Source organism: Streptomyces sp. 150FB (assembly GCF_000818195.1).
GTDB lineage: Bacteria > Actinomycetota > Actinomycetes > Streptomycetales > Streptomycetaceae > Streptomyces.
On record NZ_JTHL01000001.1, the window covers coordinates 4154404 to 4171876 of the forward strand.

A 17473-nucleotide genomic window follows, 5' to 3' on the forward strand; every position below is an offset into this window, starting at 1 on the left:
CGATTCTCGTCACCCGCTCTACGACAAACCCCAGGTCAGCGGCCCGGGGCTTCTCTATTGTCTAGACCATTCAGATTCCTCCCGTGCTATGTCAGGTGCCATCTCACGCGGTGACGCCCTGTGCGACCGTCTCGGCAAGACGGCACCTCAAAGCACAAGAGACGTTTCGGTGGCCTGCCGTCCCGTGCACGCCGAATGCGCGAATTCGCGTCATAAAAGTGGCCGCATCCTCGATGGAGACCTACGGGAAGTCGTGAGACCCCCCTCCCCCGAAGCCTCCTTCGCTACTGTCCTGACGCAGATCGGAGCGCACCGAGCCGACAGCAACGAGGTCGATGACACCGAACCAAGGGGTGGGAGCAGCGGATGTTGAGTGAGAAGGGTGTCCGGGAGGCTGTACGGCGGCACCTCGAAGAAGGCGGGGAAAATTGGACAGAGGGCCATTCAGGGAGCGCGAACGTCACCTGGATTCCGCTCCTTGAAGGAGAAATCGTACGATCGATCGAGACCCGAGAGGAGAAGAAACACTTTCACGCCGGCCCGAAAAACCTTTCAGAGCACCCGGTCTACACCTCACTCGCACACCATGCGATAGCACCTCCACGGGACCCCGCTGTCGCAAGCACACTGACACTGGTACGGAAAGGATCCGTGCAGCAGAGGTCTTGTGACTGCGGCAACGGGTTATGGGCCTGCCCACGTTGTAGCGGGCGCGGGGACCTGGACTGCGCCGTTACCACATCCTGCACCGACTGCCACGGCATCGACGCGTGCCTGCGGTGCGAGGGCACGGGCCACCGCGGCAAGACCGTCCCTGACGTCCCTGAGCACTGCGGAAGGGAAGAGGATAATCGGGTCGTCTGCAGGAAGTGCGGAGCCATGGACGCGGCCTGCGCGGTCTGCCGCGGGCGCGGACACGTGACCTGCCCGATCTGCACCGGAACAGGGACTCGAACCTGTCCGAACTGCGGCGGACCCGGCACGACGCCCCACACACGATGCAACGGCACCGGCACAACCGTGACATGGGTCGAGGGCGTCATCCAGCGGGAGCCAACGGTCGAGAAACTGAACTGGCCGACGACAGGGCTTCCCTTCCTCGCCCGTCAGCACGCACGGGAGCGTAGCAACTGGCGCAAGGCGAACCTGGTCGGTGATTCCCCTGTTCCCGACGACATCGATCCGGACCATCGTCGACTCCTGCAAATCCGACTGGCACCAAAAGATAACGAGGTCGCGCGCAGGGCCACCTTTCGATATCTGCTGCTGGCGCGAGTCGTCATCCCTCATCATCGGCACCGCGTCTACTACGTCTTACCGGGGCCGGACTCCCCGCAGGTGCTCATCCTCCCGTCCCTCCGGAGAACGTGGCAGATCGCGACAGTAGCCATAGGGGTTCTCGCGGTGCTTGCCCTCGTCTCCCGCCTCGTGTCATAGACGAGCACGGCCTTCTACGAGCAATTCCGCAGTGATGACAACCACGCCACCGGCATCGCCACGGGACGCCTCCACAGCCACCAACTCGCCGTAATCAGGGCGACCGCCCCATCCCGGGACCACCGCATGTGTGGAGGAACCCCATCCCTCGACGCCGAATCAGGCATGCCCGCCCTCCATAATCGGCCGGTACACGTACCGTGCACGTGAAGCCAGAATCGCCCGGCACGGTGGTCCCGGGACGGGGCGACACGATGTCGCAGCCCTCGTCGCCAGCCTCCGGGGCCTGATGCGCAGCCCCTGAACGGCCCGCGCGGATCTCGGCGGAGACCGTAAAGCTCAGCCCGGCGTCACGAGGTGCCCGGTTTCCGGCCGCCGACCCGGATCAGATGGCGGACAGCGCCGTCGCCACCGACTGGAACCAGGCACCGTGCGAGAACGGCTCGGGCGGGCTCACCTCCATGCCGAGTTCGGCGGCGGCAAGGGCGTAGTCCCCCTCGTCCAGGGGAAGCGCGAGCAGCTCGTGGAGTTCGCCCACGAGGCGTGCGACCAGATGGGGGTCGGTGGTGGTGGCGTAGTCGGCGACGGCGGCGTCGTGGTCGGGGAATTCGTCGACGATGTCCTGCGAGAGCCAGCCGCCGAGCAGTTGCGCGGTTTCCGGGAAGCGCGCGTGCCACTCCCAGTAAGTCTGCGGGGACGACGGTTCAGGGACGTCGCCTTCCTCGATGCTCTTCTTCAGGTGGTCGGCCAGCACCATCAGCCACTCGCCGATCTGCGACTGGGGAATCCCGGTGTCCGGGATCGCGTAGAACTCGCCCAGGCCCTGCCGGATGCGGCCCGGAGGATTGCGGCTGTACTCACGCAGTTGGCGCTCCGCCTCCGCGATGGCCGAGGGGCGGGTGTGCCAGGTGTGACGGAGATACGCTTCCAGCGCGCGGCTGCGCCGACCCGCGGTGTCGTCGGCCGGCTGCCCCAGGTACGCGCGCATCACCTGGTCCAACTCGCCGTACCGGCGGTCGTGTTCGAGCGGCTTCATGGACATGTGCGTGCGCCCTCTACAGGTAGAACGGGACGGTCGTGTGGACGATGAAACCGTGCGGGCTCGACGGCTCGCGGCGCAGCACCACGCGTGCCGCGCGGACATCGACGGGGCCGCGGCCAGCCAGCAGCTCGGCCTCCAACTGGACCCGGCCCACGGGCTCCTCGCGGGAGGGCCAGGCGGCCTCGACAGTGAGGCGGGCCCGCGAGTTCTGCGCGAGCCAGCGGTGGATGGCCTGCTCGTTGGCGGTCACCACCTGCTGGGTGGCCCATTGGGCGGTCTCCCGGTCGGGATAGGAAGCGGAACGGGTCAGCACGGGGGCATCCTCTCAAATCACCTGCTCGGAGCTGCGCTCGTACGGGATCGGCAGCAGGATCCGCAGGCGGATCAGTAGTCAGCGAAGGTCCAGAACAGGCCCACCTCGGTGTCCGAGACGATGACGAGGCCGCAGTCCTCCGAGTAAACGCTCAGCGGGCTGTACCCCAAGCTGTCCAGCGTGAAGTCGAGTGTGCCGGACGCGCTGCCGCGCTTGCTGACGTTGGTGTGGTAGGTGGCCTCGTCCCCGTAGCGCGCGAGGATCGTCCGCGCCATCGCCCGCAGTTGCTCCTCGCCTTCCGTGAAGCGACTCAGGTTGGACAGTGTGCAGCGGTCGTCCGTGAGGGCCAGGAGCAGGTTCTCGGCGCTGTCCCGGTCGATCTCCTGGAGACGCCTCGCAATGTACTCCGGGGGGTGAGCGACGAAGGGGTACGTGGGGGACGCCTCGCGCTCCGGGTTCTGGGCCGCGTCGTCCAGACCGGCCCAGCCGCGGGGGTCCGGAACCCGGGCCATCAGCGCGAGGACGTCGAGGACCCAGTCCTCGTGGCGGCGTGGGCCCGTGGCGTCGTACGGGTACGCGTCCCCGTACAGGTGGCGTACAGCGGCTTCCCAGGACGTCTGGTCGACGGGCATGGTGCTGGCCTTTCTCAGCGGGGCGCTAGGACTTGGAGGGCATCGACGTCATGACCGTGAACGGCGGGTTGCGGCTGCTGTCGTACCTGAGGCGCGTCTCAATGCCGTTCACGTCGTACGCCTTGGCGTTGGGCCCGCCCTGCTTGTACCCGGACAGCGGGTCGTTCGGGTCCACCGGTTGCTTGAACACGCTGCGGCCGCTGGTCTCACCGTCCGGCGCGGTCGAACGGAACTTCTCGACGTCTCCGTCGACAAGCGGGGGCGGGCCCTTGATCCACGCCTCGATGCCGGCCTTGTTCTTGTTGAGGGTGTACTCGGTCAGGTCCTCCGCCCGCTGGTAGCTCGGAAAGGCCGAAGAGCTGCCGATCCCCGGCTTGCCGTGCGGCCAGGCCGGCGTCGGGCCGTTCGACTGCTGGTCACGCAGGCGCTGCGCGAGCTGCTCGTCCGTCTTACCGACGTGCTTGTCCAGGGTGTGGCCGTTCCCCAGATACTCGTTGGCGGCCAGGTTCAGGTCGTACGTGCCGTTCGAGTCGACCTTCAGCCAGACCTGTGAGTCCTTGAACTCTTCCAGGGCTCGCGTACCGAAGCCGTGCGCACGGGCGACGCCGGCCTCGAACTTGGGGGCGCTGCGGTACGCCTCGTCCAGCGACTCCCTCAGCGCCTCCAGTCGGGGGGTCAGGCCCTCCAGGATGCCGGTGTACTTATCGACGATCCCGTTCAGCTTGCCCGTGTCGATGTTCAGCACCGTTTTGACGTCGAACGACAGGATCAGGCCCGCGCCCTTGCCGATCACGGAGGTGACGTTGCCGAGGATGCTCTTGGCGTCCTTGGGCTTGGCAAGGTCCTCGATGATCTCCTCGGCGGCCTTCCACATGGCGCGGTGGAGTTCGGCCGCGACGTCGCGGTTGAGGTCGACGGCGGCCTCGGCGTACTCGCGGAGAATGGTGGCGATGTCGTCGGCCGTGTCCTTCAGTACGGCCAGGACTGGCTCGCTGCCCGTGGGAACACGAGGCGTACCCGCACCGGAATTGGCGGTCTGCCCCCACTGGTAGCCAAGCCGCTGCTGCCCCCATGCCGTCCCTCCCCACAGGGCGCTGCAGAAGGTCCGCATCGCGGCTTCCCAGTCAGCCTGCTGGGGATTGGTGATGGCACCGACGGCCTGGGTGAGCTGGTCTGCCCCTGCCGAGGCGGCCATGGAGACGTCCATCCAACTGTGACAAAGGGAATTGAGGTAATGCTGCTGTGGGAAGGGATGGACGTCCGCCACTCTTCCGATCCGGAACACGTTCTTGCACAGCGGCTGGAGGATATCCCGAACGAACTCAGGAATGCCCTCCATCAGACCGCGCAGGAAATCATCGCCGCCGTCGTCGTCGCCCCACTTGATGTCGGGCACCGAGCCTAAGTTCGGGGCCTTGTCGATGACCGCCGGCCGGGGCCGCTGTTCGGCCGTCTTCCCGGGCTTGGGGTGAGCCGCCGCGTCTGCCCTGGTGTAGGCGTTGGCCGTCTCGGTGAACCCGACTGCTACGCCGCCGACGCTGAGCACGGAGCGGCCCCAGACCTCCAGCCAGCGGTTGCCGATCTTCATGTACGACTGGGCGAACTTCCGGGCCTCTGGGCCGGCGCCTCCTGCATCGGGGTACTTGCCCAGCTCCTCAAGAAGTGTTTTGGCGCCGCGTACCAGGTAATCCTGTTGCACGGCGACCCGGCCGGAGACCGACCAGAGGTCGCTCGGCTTGACGTCAATGGTGCCGCTGCCGCCCGGCGGCTGGGCGGGTGTGGAGGATCCGGCCATCAGGCGCCGCCTCCCCAGCCCTCGAGTACGGACCTGTTGGCCGCGGCGTAGTTCAGGTGCCCTTTCACCACTACCTCGTGGAGCCAGGCCTGGGTGGCCTTGAGGTCGTCGGCGGAGTGGCTCCACTTGTCCAGCTCGTCGATGAAGGCCTCGCGTGTCTCACCGTCCCAACTCAGAACGGCTTTGGTGGCCCGCTCGTACAACGTGTCCAGCTTCTCGTTGAGGACGCGGAGTATCGCCTCGAGATCGTGCGAAAGGCGCTGCAGGGTGGCGAAATCGACGGTGATCCGATCTTCCTCCGGCATGGTGCTGATCCCCCTCGGTTCAGACGTCCCCGATGCCGCTCATCGGCTGAGCGGGATCGGGTGCGGGCACCGGGTCAAGCATGACGACCGTGTAACTGTCCCATCCGGTGCCCGCCCCTGGGGGATGGAGGGGTGGAGGAGGGTGGTGGTGGTGGTGAGACGGCCGCCACGGGGAGGTGTGGGCCGTGTTCCGCTGGAGGGGCGTGCCCTGCGGTGTGTGACATCGCATGCCTGCGGAGGCGCGTCCGCGTTGCTAGGGTGGTTTGTAATACACATTCGAATGCGGGGGACCGGCATGGGCGATGAACCCAAACTCGCCTACACGTCGTCACAGTTGAAGAAACTGGCGGACGATATGGATGACATGCAGGAGTATCTCGGCGAACAAGTCAAGCGCATGGACGAGATCGTCGACGGCATCGAGACCGGCTGGCGGGGTCCCACTGCGAAGTCCTACCGGTCGCTCCACCGTGGCGCTGCGGAAGATGCTGTTCGCATCGGGCAAACCATCCAGCTCATCGCGGAGGCCATTCGTCTGAGCGAAGGCGGCTTCACGAACCAGGAACTCGAGACCCTCGAACAGTTCCGCCGAGTCCAGGCCGACGTCGACGTCGAAGCAGCCGCCGCCGCGCTGTCCACACCAGCGACCCAAGCGTCTCGCAGCCGCCTGCACGACCTCTGACGGGCAGGAAGAGGGTCCGTCCCCGTAGGCGCGGGGAGCAGCCCGGGTGACCTACAGGCTTCCCAGCGACCCACCACTTCCGCACCATCCACAGCGGCATCCTGCCGTCAGTCACGGTCAGACGAAGCATCGCCGACCCGCTCACCACCGGACACCAAAGCCCTCCGACCAGCGGAGGAACCACGAAGGCACCCGTGATTCCCAAGCTCAGAGCGCGAGTTCGATTCTCGTCACCCGCTGTGTGCCCCGCAGGTGAGGCCGGCACCAGCTCAGCCCGAGTGCTCCTCGTGGGGGTACTTCCGTACGGCGCCGGCCTCGCCCGGCGGCACTCGTCGCGGCGCCGGAGCCGCCTCTGCCACCGCCCCGCCTCACGGGGCATGTCGTGCCGACCCATGCCACCGCTGCCGACCCCGAGCACGCGGCCGCTGTGATGGATCTGTGCACCTGCCTCTCCGAGTTCGCCTCGGACCTCGCCGAGCGGTACGGCGGAGAGGCGCAGGCAGGTGGGGTGGATGAGTGCGGGACGACGATCTCCACCTGTCGTTCCACCCATGGGTCCAGGTGCGCGAGGCCCTACGCCAGCAGTCTTGAGGGCATGACAACGACCGAGTGGATCACCGACATCGCCCTCGTCCTGATCGTCTTCCGGCAGCTACGGGAAGGCCGTCTCGACCTCAAGACCTTCCTGATCCCGCTGGGGATCGTGGCCTTCGTGGCCCATACATACCTCGACAGCGTGCCTACCGCGGGCAACGACCTGGTGCTGATCGGCGCGCTCATGGCCGTCGGCGCGGCGCTCGGCATCGCGGGCGGCGTCTACACCCGCATCCGGGTTGCGGGCGAGCACCTGCTGATCAAGGCCGGCGCGGTCTCCGCGATCCTTTGGGTGCTCGGCATGGGCGCCCGCATGGGCTTCCAGTTCTGGGTCTCGCACGGCGGCGCCGACAACGTCGGGCGGTTCAGCATCGCCCACCACATCACCACCGACCAGGCCTGGGTCGCGGCCTTCGTCCTGATGGCACTCACCGAGGTCGTCACACGACTCGCGACGATCTTCATCCGGGGCCGGATGGTGAACGGCCGGCAGGCGCGGACGACCGCGGCGACGCACCTGGCGCCGTCTCTCGACCGCACGGCCTGACCGTGGACTATGGTCACGCCGTGCCCGAAGCACAGAGCGTCCCAGAAAAGCAGAGCACCCCCGCGGAGCAGAGCGCGCCCGATACGGGCTCGGCCCCGTACCGGGCGTCCGGCCCCCTGACCTTCACAGGTCACGATCCTCGCGTGGCCTGGGTCCTGACCCTCTGCGTCATCGGCTCCGCGTTCATCACGGTGCGGCCGATCGGCCTCAGCGGCCGGGGCCTCGTGGTCACCGCGCTCATCGTCGTCAACTCGCTCGCCCTCCTCGCCCGGCACCTGCCCGAGCGCAGGGTCCCGCCCCGCGTCGCCCTGGTCTGGCTGACCCTCGGCATCGTCGCCGCGGCCGCCCTGATCGCCGTCAGCCGCAGCGGATCGAGCTACCTCTTCGCGTTCTTCATCGTCGGCCACGCCGGATACCGGCTGCAGCCCAAGCCGGCCCTGACCCTCGCGGCGTTCTGCAGCCTGCTGTGCGGCGGAGTCCTGTACTTCCACATCGGCCCCGGCCACCTACTGCTGCCCTGGGCGGTCGGTCTGGCCGCCGGCACCCCGGTCGTCATCGGCATCATCAACCGCAGCCGCCGGCGCGCCGTCCAGGCGATGATGGAGGCCGCGGAGTCCGCCGAACGGGCTGCCCGCGCCGAGGCCCAGGCCGCCGTCCTCACCGAGCGGGGACGGATCGCCCGCGACGTGCACGACGTCCTGGCCCACTCCCTCGCAGGCATCAACATGCAGTTGGAACTGGCGGACGCCCTGATCGAAACCGGTGACCTGGAGAAGGTCCGCGAGGCGAACCAGAAGGCGCACAGCATGGTCAAGGAGAGCCTGAAGCAGGCCCAGTGGACCGTGCACGCGCTCCGTGAGGACTCCCTGCCGCTGGTGGGCAGCCTGACCGCGATGCTCGACTCGTCCGGCCACCGCGACGCCCTCACCGTCACCGGCACCGCGCGCGAAGTGCCGTCCCAGGTCACGCAGAACCTGCTGCGGATCGCGCAGGAGTCGCTGACCAACGCCGTCCGGCACGCGCCCGGCGGCGAGGTCCACGTGGAGCTGACGTTCGATGCCGCATCGACGACACTGAGGATCCGCAACAGCGCGGCGACCCGTGCGGTGCGCGCGGGCGTCGGCAGCGGAATGGGGCTGATCGGCATGCGGGAACGGGTCGCCCTGCTGGGTGGCACGATCACAGCGGGCCCGGTCGCCGAAGGACCGGACGAAGGCGGCTGGCAAGTGGAGGCAGTGATACCGGGATGAGTGAACCGACGCGGAATCCCCAGCGGCTGCGCGTGATCGTCGCCGACGACCAGGCTGCCGTACGGGAGCCGCTGGCCGCGGTCCTCGGTCTGGCCGAGGACATCGACGTCGTCGCCTCGGCCGCCGACGGCAACGAAGTGCTCGCCGCAGTCGCCGCAGGCCCGGTCGACGTGGTCCTGATGGACCTACGGATGCCGGGGATGGACGGCACCGAGGCGACCCGGCGGCTCACCGAGGAGCACCCCGAGGTCGCCGTGGTCATCCTGACCACGTTCGCCGACGACGACTCCATCCTGGCCGCACTGAGCGCCGGCGCCATCGGCTACCTCACCAAGAACGCGGGACGCCAGGACATCACCCGCGCCATCCGCGCCGCCGCCGCGGGGCAGTCCGTCCTCGACCGCGAAGTCCAGAACCGCCTTCTGGAGGCGGTCCGCACCAAGCCCCCGGCCCCCGGACAGCCGCTGCCCGGCGACATCACCCCGCGCGAGCGCGAGGTCCTCACCCTGATCGGCCAGGGCCTGCCGAACCGTGCCATCGCCGAGAAGCTCTTCATCAGCGAGGCCACGGTGAAGACGCACATCAACAACCTCTTCGCCAAGGCGGACATCAAGGACCGCGCCGACGCCGTGCGCCGCGCCATCGGGGCAGGCCTGGCCTGAGTCGTCGAGACTCCGCGGCCTCCCCCTCGCGCGGCGATACTCCCTGCGCATCTCAGCAGATCAGGTGGGGTGTCATGCTGGTTGGGGCTGTGGACTTCTACGCGAATCATCCGGTGCTCCTCATCGGATCCAGCGATCCTCCGGAGCTGGACTGGGACAACGCGCCGGCTTGTAGCGACGGCAAACACATCGTCGTCCAGACTCGCGGGCAGACCGCGCTCATTCGGGTATCGATCTGGAACTGCGCTATGCCTGTCATTGGAGACGTCGTCTTCGACGGGGTGCTGAACGTAGAGGGGTCGCGGGTATGCGTGGCCGACGTGGAGAACCTCACCCGGTGGGTCACGGGCTTGGTGCCGTCAGGCTCGCAACGTGTCGTCGTGTGCGTCGACGATCCCGGCCGTGCTTCGCGCGTACATGTTGGCTTCGGTTTGGGCGATCGGAGCCTCCCGTTGACTGCGGTCGCGCGGCATCCGCTGCTACTCGTCCGCGTCGCTCCAGAGGGCCAGTTGCTCCGGCCGAATGAACTCGGGCTGATCTTGGACGGTCACGACTCTCCGCTCGCCCGCCTGGCCGCAGCGATCAAAGTTCTGGCTTGCCGGTGGAGGACAGGCTCTGGCCCAACCCGTTCTACATTCGCCTGATACAGGATCGGGCTGCGCTAGAACGGGTCACAGACGCTGTGCACTCGCGTCTGAGCACCGCAGTCGTGTACGAGTGATCGCCGTGCCCGCTGCGTGCCCGCTGGGGCGGTGAACCACGGTGGCGGCAGTCGGCTCACTCGACGCCACCCAGGAAGCGGCGTCGTCCCACCCCATCTGCTCCAAGAGGGCCGGAAAACCAGGGCACGGCGAGATCCCTGCCGTGTGATGATCCTTCCGGTGCGCCGGGGCTGCCGGCGCGTCAGTCGAGTACCACGCCCTGGGGGGTAGCAATGAGACTGTTCTCTGCTGGACGCCCGGTACGTCTCAGATCCGGCGCCGTCGTGGCGATGGCGGCCGGTCTGCTGACCGCCGGCCTCGCAGCGCCGGCGTTCGCTGACGACCAGCCGCGGCAGAGCGACCAGTTGTGGATCAACGAGCCGTACGAGCAGACGCTTCCGCTCGGCACCGACGGCGATCAGCCACAGTCCCGCACCCTCGGCGTCGGCATGTACCACGACAACGAGAACTTCACGGTGACCGACGGCAGGCTCACCGTCGACGTCTCCGACCTCACCGGGGTCGCCGAGGTGACCTGGCCCGACAACTGCACGCCGAGCGGCACGAGCGCGGTGTGCGACGTCCCCGTGGTGCCCACGATCGGGGAAGACTACGAGGATCAGGTGTTCCTGACGGTGCGCGCGGCCGACGGCGCCAAAGCCGGCGCGCAGGGCAGGATCACCTACGAGGCGACAGCCACCGTCGGACCCAAGGGCACGCTCACCGCACCGCACGAGAGCTTCGACACCACGCTCACCGTCGGCGCCGGCCCCGACCTCGCCATCGACCCCATCGCCGACATCGAGGGCGCTCAGCCCGGCGACGAGCGGACGATCCCGTTCAAGGTCACCAACAACGGCAACGAGAGCGCGAACGGGTTCACCGTCAAGCTGAACCCCTCGTACGGCCTGACGGATCTGACCCGGTACGACGCCTGCGACTACACCACGACGGACGGCGACAACTACCCGCCGTCGACCAACGCGGTCTGTACGTTCGACCAGGTGCTGGCGCCGGGCGACTCCTTCGAGCTGCCCGAGCCGCTGACGGTCCGACTCGCCCCGCACGCGCTGAACGAGCGGCTCGACATCGACGTCGAGCCGACCGACGGCGTCCAGGACATCGACTCCGAGAACGACTACGTGGCCCTCCAGATCGGCGCGGAAAACACCGCGGACTTCTCCGTGACCGGTGACGCCATCACAGGCGTGGCGGGCGAGACGGCCACGGCCGAGCTCACGTTCAAGAACAACGGCCCGGCCTGGTTCGGCAACCTCGGCTCCGGCGAACCGGTCGCCAAGGTCCGGCTGATCGTGCCCGAGGGCACCGAGGTCACGGGCGTACCGTCCGGCTGCAACCCGCACACCCTCGAAGGCGGCTACTACCCGGGGCAGACGGGTGCCCCTCGCTACGACTGCACCTTGCCGTACTGGGTGCTGGAGGACACCCAGCGCACGTTCGCGTTCTCCGTGCGCGTCGACACCGTGGTGCCCGGCGTGACCGGAGCGGTGAGCATCCACCCCTCGTTCGGCGAGTTCGGCGAGTACCCCTTCGATTTCGACCCGGATCTCACGAACAACACGGCGGTCCTGGCCGTCAACTGACCAGCCCGTGGGTTCGGAGCAAGACGTCCGAGCGGCTGCTCCGAACCCACCCTTCTCCGGGCGGACGCTGCCCGCCGGTCTCAGCCGACCTCGATCTGACGCCTGGGGATGATCCGTACCGCTACCAGCGGTACGGATCATCCAAGAACGTCATCACCTCGCCCGGGCGACCCGTCCGGGGCGCCTGCGCCGACAGCGGGGCGCGAGCGGGCAAAGGTGCCCCGGCCCCCGGTTGTGCTGCCCAACGGTCGGCAGGTGTCCGCCAACGGGACCGGAAGCGTGCAGGTTCGGTCGGGCGGATGTTCTGTCGTGCGGTCGCTGCCGACTCGCGCCGCTCTCACCCCCGCTGTCGGGACGCGCGTGCCACAGCCGTCCCGATGAGCTCGGCCGCATCGATCTCGTCCAGCCGGACCCATCCTGCTTCCTTCACTTCCTCTTCCGAGGACGGCAGCAAGTCCGTCGGCTCCCAGTACGGGCCCTGACCGAACACCTCGTCATGCCGCTCATCCCGCAGGTCACGACGCCTCAACAGAGGCCCGGTACCGGTAGACGCCGCGTAATACGAGATTCTGCCCTCTGCGTCCACGGCATCGAGCATGGCCTCGCTGAGCGTACTGAGGCGCGGGGTCCCGAGGTGCCCTCGCAGAGTTCCAGGCCGGAAAGACACACCTGTCAGATCAAGGAAACCAGCGTTGTCACGGAAGAACTCCCCGCCTCGTTCGTAGAAGCGGACCAGCGGCTCGTAGAGATCAGGGAGGTCGGGAAGTACGGACGGGCGCCGTGCCCGGAGTTCCGCCATGCGCACCGCACCCGCACAGGTACGCCTAAGGCTTTCGCCGGGCACTTGGCCGAGGTATTCGTCGAGTTCCAAGGAGATTTCGGGGGGAAGACGGAAATCAGGATCCACATGATCTGTAACGTCGAAGAATGGCCACTCGCTCTCCGCAGAGCAGGCCTGCGTCCACTGAGCGGCCCGACGCAGATACTCACGCATCAGCACACGGCGCGACCTGACATGCCCGAACGCATAGCCCCAATCACCGATCCACTCCACCGCGCGAAGACGATTCAGCATGGCGGAAGACATATGGCCGGTCACTTCAGATCCATTCCTTTTGATCGCAGTGCCTGGACCAGTGCTTCAACCGTCTCATCGATGTTGGAGAGACTGGGCGCCAGCTCGACGCGGCCTGCTCACAGGTGGGCGTTCAGGAACTCCCCGAGCGCTGTCCTGGACATCGGACCGCTCCTGTCCGCCATGGGCTCGCCCCGATCGATCAGTACGAAGGAGGGCGCGCCGGTGACGCCGTACCGCCGTACGGGGCCGGGGCACCTTGCGATGTCGGCCCGCATGACGATCAGTCGGCCCTCGTAGGCGTCGGCCACCTCCCGGACCAGGGGATCCATTTCCTTGCATGCTGCCGCGGCCTTGGGCCACACCCCGTGGAAGTACGCGAGCACCGGCACGTCCGCCCTCGCCAGGATGAACTCGAACTCGGCTTCCTCCTGGGGTTGTTGGACCCTGTTTGCCATCGGCAGTGCCTCCTTGTGTCTCCCGACCGCAGCGGCCGTACCGCCCGTCGTACCGCCCGTCAGTGGGCCTTGCGCGCTCGGGCGGCCTTGCGGGCCTCCGCCATCGTGCGCGCCTCCGCAGCCTTGCGGGATTCCTTCGGCGGGCGGCCCGCGCGGGTGCCCAGACCCCGGAACGCCGCGTTGCCGGTCTTGGCAGCGTCCTGCACCGGCGGGCGCTTCGCGCCTGTGATGCTGGTCAGCTTCTCCTCGCCGGAGCGAATCTGAGCGACCGTGGGCCGGATCCCGGCCTCCGACATCATCCGGTTCACGTCCCGGCGCTGGCCGGGCGTGACCAGCGTGACCACGCTGCCGGACTCCCCGGCACGCGCGGTGCGCCCGCCGCGGTGGAGGTAGTCCTTGGGGTCGGCGGGCGGATCCACGTTGACGACGAGGTCCAGGTGCTCGATGTGGATGCCACGGGCAGCGACGTTGGTGGCCACCAGCACCGTGATCTCGCCGTCCTTGAACTGGGCCAGCGTGTGCGTGCGCTGCGGCTGCGACTTCCCGCTGTGCAGAGCACCCGCCTGTATGCCGCTGCTCCGCAGGTGGCGGGTGAACTGGTCCACACCGTGCTTGGTGTCCAGGAACATCAGCACCCGCCCGTCGCGAGCCGCGATCTCGGTGGCTGTCGCGTACTTGTCGGCGGGATGGACGTTCAGTACGTGGTGCTCCATCGTCGCGACCGAGTTCTCCGCCCGGTCGACCGCGGCGAACACCGGCTCACTCAGATATTGCCTGACCAGTTGATCGACGTTGCGGTCGAGCGTCGCGGAGAACAGCATCCGCTGCCCGCCGGGGGGCGTCAGGTCCAGGGTCTCCGAGACCTGCGGCAGGAAACCCATGTCGCACATCTGGTCCGCCTCGTCCAGCACCGCGATCCGCACCCGGTCCAGGTGACAGTCCCGCCGGGCGACGAGATCGGTCAGCCGTCCCGGCGTCGCCACCACGACCTCGGCACCCGCCCGGAGCGCCGCCACCTGCCGGTTGATCGCCAGCCCGCCGACCACAGTCACCGAGCGTAGCCCGAGCGCCTCCGCGTAGGGAGCCAGCGCCTCGCTCACCTGCTGCGCGAGTTCCCTTGTCGGCACCAGGACCAGCGCGAGAGGGCGCTTCGGTTCGGCGCGCCGGCCCGCCGTACGTGCGAGGAGAGCAAGCCCGAAGGCGAGGGTCTTTCCCGAGCCGGTCCGCGCGCGGCCGAGGATGTCCCGGCCGGCCAGCGCGCTCGGCAGGGTGGCCGCCTGGATCGGGAACGGCTCCCGTACCCCGAGCCCCGCCAGCACCCCCATCAGCTCGACCGGTAGTTCCAGCTCCGCGAATGACCCGGCCGGCGGGAGGCCGGGTGCCACTGTCGCCGGCACCGAGAGCTCGCCCCGCGGGGCCCTCCCCTGGTCGGACCTGCCGGGTCCGGAGCGGCCGGAGGCCGGCTGCTTCGCCTTCATGGGGTTCCTCGTTTCGACGCCCTGAACGGACCGGGGCCCGTACCTTGTCCGGCACGGGCCCAGGCTCTCTGCAAGCGTGAGCCAATCTTACCAGCGCGGGCCTCGCGCCAGCCGTTCCGCGGCCCTGTCCTGCGGCCCGGCCGGGCACCCGCCCTCCGGCTGGAGACCATGGCGGGCACGGTCGGGGCGCGGGCGATCGGGGAGTTCGGGATCGATGTCTCGCGCTTGCACTGATACATGACGACCAGCATGTCCGTGCACGGCGCATACTCGGCCGAAGGACAGGACGCCGATTTCCGAGTGAGAGCGTGATGGGGCCCTGCCGACGTCCCTCGACGTCGCCGCGCCCGTCCCCCACCGATCACCGATCACCGATGAATCCGTAGATCACTTCACATCATTCCGGGAGAACCCATGACCGTGAGCAAGAACATCAACAACCCTGTGGGCATGGGCGGCGGCAAGCGCAAGCGGCTGTCCCGCGCCGAACGGCAGAATAATGGTCCGCACCGCAACCTCGACCGCAAGGTCGCCGCCGACCGGAAGGCGGAGCTGGTGCGCAAGATCCGCGAGAAGGCAGGCGCAGCCGAGGCCGCAGCCGAGGGCGCCGGGCAGACGGGCGACGACACCGCACAGAGCTGACGCGCCACTGTCGCGGGGAGGCACCGTACGGGGGTGCGGGGCCAGGGCCGCCACGCACGGTCCGGGCCCCGCTGCCGTACGGGGGCCGCGCCCCCCGTACCGAACGCGGCCGCTCCCGCTCAGCTCTCGGCCGACCACCCGGGGATGGGCGTGCCATCACGTGCCAGTCGGGACGGTGAACAGCGGTCAGCAAGGGCCCGAACAAAGCCACAGCGGCACGCTCCCGGGGACGCGTCTCCCCAGGTCAGAGGCGGGCGGGCCCCCGCGGTGGGGGCCGGTGGTCGCGCGTTCGCCGTGCTCAGCCCTCGGAAGAGGATTCCTAACCGACAAGGCGGCGGCGCCAGCCCAGAGGGGTGATGGTGATGGCCCGGCCGGGATCACGGTCCCACTCCACGGGGAGACCGGCCGCTTCGAGGGCTGCCACGACCTCCTGGCCGACGGCCGCCGTGGTCTCGACCGAGCCGTCGAAACCACCGAAGAGCAGCGTCAGTCCATGGCCGGCCGCGGCGGAGTCCGTGCACTGCCTGTGGAAATAGACGAAGCCACGGGCGTCGGGACCGCCTTCGCCGCCGATCTCGGACTGGCCGCAACCGCGACAGCAGGTGAAGTTCTCGCGGGCGGTGATACCGGCCCGCTGCAGGGCGGCGAACGCGCGCGTGAGCCGCTCGGGATCGGTCTCGTCCTGCCAGTCGGCCTGCTCCGCGACACGCTCCAGCCACATCCGGTCGACCAGCATCTCTGCCTGGTCGCGCGACACAGGCCGACGGTCCGCGGTGACCAGGTAGTCCTCAGCGATCTCCGCCAGTTCGGCGCGGGAGACGTAGCCACCGACCAGCACCTCGCGGACGCGCTCCTCCAACTCCCGGCGCTCGCCCTCGTCCAGATCGAGCGGTGGCACCTCACGGACGGGGTCCATGTCCAGCAGCGTCCAGTCGAGGCCGGTGTCCCAACCGGACTCCTGATGGGCCCAACCGGTCAGCGCCGCGATCACCGCCTCGGGACCGTCGACCATCACCTGGAAGTGCCGGTCGGCGGCACCGTCGCGGTACTCCAGCGTGTAGTCCCCGCCGGCCTTGTGCCAGACCTGGGCGAAGACGTCGGGCAGATCGGGTATCCGCTGGACCACCAGGAATTGATCACCTTCACCGCCGATTCGCCGGACCAGCCCGGCCATACCTTCGGCGGACACTCGAACGTGCCGCTCCCGCCTGTCCGTCTTCACCACGATCTCAAGCATGTGCGGACTCTGGCATGCCCCTCTGACACCACCCCTCCCGGGCCCCGCGACACAGGAGCCGTGTCCAGGCCGCGTCGACGCGGCCTCCAGCCGGTGCGGCGACGAGGCGCTTGGTAATCAGCAGAGGTACGGATGCCAATGCCAGATGACGGCACCGCCGCGTCCGGGACTCGGTGAAGGTCGCTGGATGGCCCGACGGCGTGCGTGCCTGTTCCTGATACGGCCACGGCCACGGCCAATGCCACGCCACGACGGTATTGGTGGATCCTGGGTTCGTTGCGCGCGCCCGGCAGCCGTGCTTCGCTCGCCCGATGAACTTTCTGCTGACGGCGAGTGGCCTGCGCAACGAGACGCTGCGGGATGCGCTGCGGGACATGCTGGGAAAGCCGTTCGGGTCGGCGAACGTCGTGTACGTTCCCACCGCATCAGTCGCCGAGCCAGGGGACCACGGGTGGTTCGTCGCGGACATGAACCGGCTGCACGGCCTCGGCTGGCGGGAGTTCGACGTCCTGGAGCTGAACGGCCTGCCCCGGCAGATGGTGCTCGACCGGCTGCTCCACGCCGACGTCATCTACGTCGAGGGCGGCAGCCACTACCACCTCGCGCGCAGCATCACCGGCAACGGCCTGGCCGACGGCTTTCTGGAGGCGCTGGAGAACCGGGTCTATGTGGGGGTCAGCGCCGGATCAATGATCTTCAGCCGTCATCTCACCGGACACTCCGCCGACGTCATCGGGGACACCGCGGACCTCCACGTCCTCGGCGCGACGACCGTGGAGCCGCCGTTCGGCCTCTTCGACTGGTATCTCAAGCCCCACCTGTACTCGCCGGATTTCCCCGAGCGGGACGACGCCTGGGCTGATCGCATCGCTGTGCGCGCGGACTTCCCGATCTACTTCATCGACGACGAGACGGCCGTTCGCGTCAGGGACGGCGAGGTGGATGTCATTTCTGAAGGCCGGTGGCGGTTTCATCCCTGACTCAACGCGTGGTGGCGGGCCCACCACCCGGACTCCGCG

At 68.2% G+C, this 17473-nt stretch carries 18 protein-coding genes; 9 read left to right on the forward strand and 9 right to left on the reverse strand.

Going from position 1 to position 17473, the window contains the following annotated elements; translation table 11 throughout:
- The first annotated feature begins 1020 nt into the window (after positions 1-1020).
- Positions 1021-1437 carry a hypothetical protein gene (locus QR77_RS43710; protein ID WP_078876820.1) on the forward strand — a complete coding sequence of 139 codons (417 nt, stop codon included), beginning with the start codon at positions 1021-1023 and terminating at the stop codon, positions 1435-1437.
- A gap of 385 nt (positions 1438-1822) precedes the next feature.
- Here QR77_RS43710 and QR77_RS17665 read toward each other — a convergent pair whose 3' ends face one another.
- The 5 genes from QR77_RS17665 to QR77_RS17685 all read right to left on the reverse strand — a co-directional run bounded on the left by QR77_RS17665 (position 1823) and on the right by QR77_RS17685 (position 5524).
- Complete coding sequence (locus tag QR77_RS17665) at positions 1823-2479, reverse strand: contact-dependent growth inhibition system immunity protein (RefSeq protein ID WP_040022836.1); 657 nt, start codon at positions 2477-2479, stop codon at positions 1823-1825.
- A gap of 13 nt (positions 2480-2492) precedes the next feature.
- Complete coding sequence (locus QR77_RS17670; protein WP_040022837.1) at positions 2493-2792, reverse strand: RNase A-like domain-containing protein; 300 nt, start codon at positions 2790-2792, stop codon at positions 2493-2495.
- Positions 2793-2863: 71 nt separating this feature from the next.
- Positions 2864-3424 (reverse strand): hypothetical protein, encoded by a 561-nt coding sequence (locus QR77_RS17675; RefSeq protein WP_040022839.1) that lies wholly within the window; start codon positions 3422-3424, stop codon positions 2864-2866.
- Positions 3425-3449: 25 nt separating this feature from the next.
- Positions 3450-5219, reverse strand: coding sequence for an RNase A-like domain-containing protein (locus QR77_RS17680; protein WP_052488858.1), 1770 nt, complete (start codon positions 5217-5219; stop codon positions 3450-3452).
- Positions 5219-5524, reverse strand: coding sequence for a hypothetical protein (locus QR77_RS17685; protein ID WP_040022841.1), 306 nt, complete (start codon positions 5522-5524; stop codon positions 5219-5221). The genes QR77_RS17680 and QR77_RS17685 overlap by 1 nt, the downstream gene beginning before the upstream one ends.
- A 295-nt stretch (positions 5525-5819) precedes the next feature.
- On the opposite strand from QR77_RS17685, the gene QR77_RS17690 reads away from it, so the two are divergent.
- The 6 genes from QR77_RS17690 to QR77_RS17715 all read left to right on the forward strand — a co-directional run bounded on the left by QR77_RS17690 (position 5820) and on the right by QR77_RS17715 (position 11564).
- The gene (locus QR77_RS17690; RefSeq protein ID WP_040022843.1) at positions 5820-6206 is read left to right on the forward strand and encodes a WXG100 family type VII secretion target; all 387 of its coding nucleotides are present in this window, start codon (positions 5820-5822) and stop codon (positions 6204-6206) included.
- Positions 6207-6801: 595 nt separating this feature from the next.
- Positions 6802-7347, forward strand: a complete 546-nt coding sequence (locus QR77_RS17695; protein ID WP_040022845.1) for a hypothetical protein — start codon at positions 6802-6804, stop codon at positions 7345-7347.
- Positions 7348-7463: 116 nt separating this feature from the next.
- Positions 7464-8597 carry a histidine kinase gene (locus QR77_RS17700; protein WP_236711122.1) on the forward strand — a complete coding sequence of 378 codons (1134 nt, stop codon included), beginning with the start codon at positions 7464-7466 and terminating at the stop codon, positions 8595-8597.
- Positions 8594-9259, forward strand: a complete 666-nt coding sequence (locus QR77_RS17705; protein WP_040022847.1) for a response regulator transcription factor — start codon at positions 8594-8596, stop codon at positions 9257-9259. Before QR77_RS17700 ends, QR77_RS17705 begins: the two co-directional genes overlap by 4 nt.
- Before the next feature lie 89 nt (positions 9260-9348).
- Positions 9349-9903, forward strand: coding sequence for a hypothetical protein (locus QR77_RS17710; protein ID WP_150130406.1), 555 nt, complete (start codon positions 9349-9351; stop codon positions 9901-9903).
- 290 nt (positions 9904-10193) lie between these two features.
- Positions 10194-11564 carry a hypothetical protein gene (locus QR77_RS17715; protein ID WP_040022851.1) on the forward strand — a complete coding sequence of 457 codons (1371 nt, stop codon included), beginning with the start codon at positions 10194-10196 and terminating at the stop codon, positions 11562-11564.
- Positions 11565-11901: 337 nt separating this feature from the next.
- On the opposite strand, the gene QR77_RS48755 is transcribed toward QR77_RS17715, so the two are convergent.
- The 3 genes from QR77_RS48755 to QR77_RS17730 all read right to left on the reverse strand — a co-directional run bounded on the left by QR77_RS48755 (position 11902) and on the right by QR77_RS17730 (position 14575).
- The gene (locus QR77_RS48755) at positions 11902-12663 is read right to left on the reverse strand and encodes a hypothetical protein (protein WP_052488859.1); all 762 of its coding nucleotides are present in this window, start codon (positions 12661-12663) and stop codon (positions 11902-11904) included.
- 95 nt (positions 12664-12758) lie between these two features.
- Positions 12759-13097 carry a thioredoxin domain-containing protein gene (locus tag QR77_RS17725; protein ID WP_040022852.1) on the reverse strand — a complete coding sequence of 113 codons (339 nt, stop codon included), beginning with the start codon at positions 13095-13097 and terminating at the stop codon, positions 12759-12761.
- Between the two features lie 59 nt (positions 13098-13156).
- Positions 13157-14575, reverse strand: a complete 1419-nt coding sequence (locus QR77_RS17730) for a DEAD/DEAH box helicase (protein WP_040022854.1) — start codon at positions 14573-14575, stop codon at positions 13157-13159.
- 414 nt (positions 14576-14989) lie between these two features.
- Here QR77_RS17730 and QR77_RS17735 point away from each other — a divergent pair, with 414 nt between their 5' ends.
- Positions 14990-15217, forward strand: coding sequence for a DUF6243 family protein (locus tag QR77_RS17735; RefSeq protein WP_040022855.1), 228 nt, complete (start codon positions 14990-14992; stop codon positions 15215-15217).
- Positions 15218-15536: 319 nt separating this feature from the next.
- Here the strand turns inward: QR77_RS17735 and QR77_RS17740 are convergent, their stop codons facing one another.
- Complete coding sequence (locus tag QR77_RS17740; protein WP_040022857.1) at positions 15537-16454, reverse strand: hypothetical protein; 918 nt, start codon at positions 16452-16454, stop codon at positions 15537-15539.
- Between the two features lie 311 nt (positions 16455-16765).
- Here QR77_RS17740 and QR77_RS17745 point away from each other — a divergent pair, with 311 nt between their 5' ends.
- Positions 16766-17434 carry a Type 1 glutamine amidotransferase-like domain-containing protein gene (locus tag QR77_RS17745; protein ID WP_040022859.1) on the forward strand — a complete coding sequence of 223 codons (669 nt, stop codon included), beginning with the start codon at positions 16766-16768 and terminating at the stop codon, positions 17432-17434.
- The last annotated feature ends 39 nt before the right edge of the window (positions 17435-17473 follow it).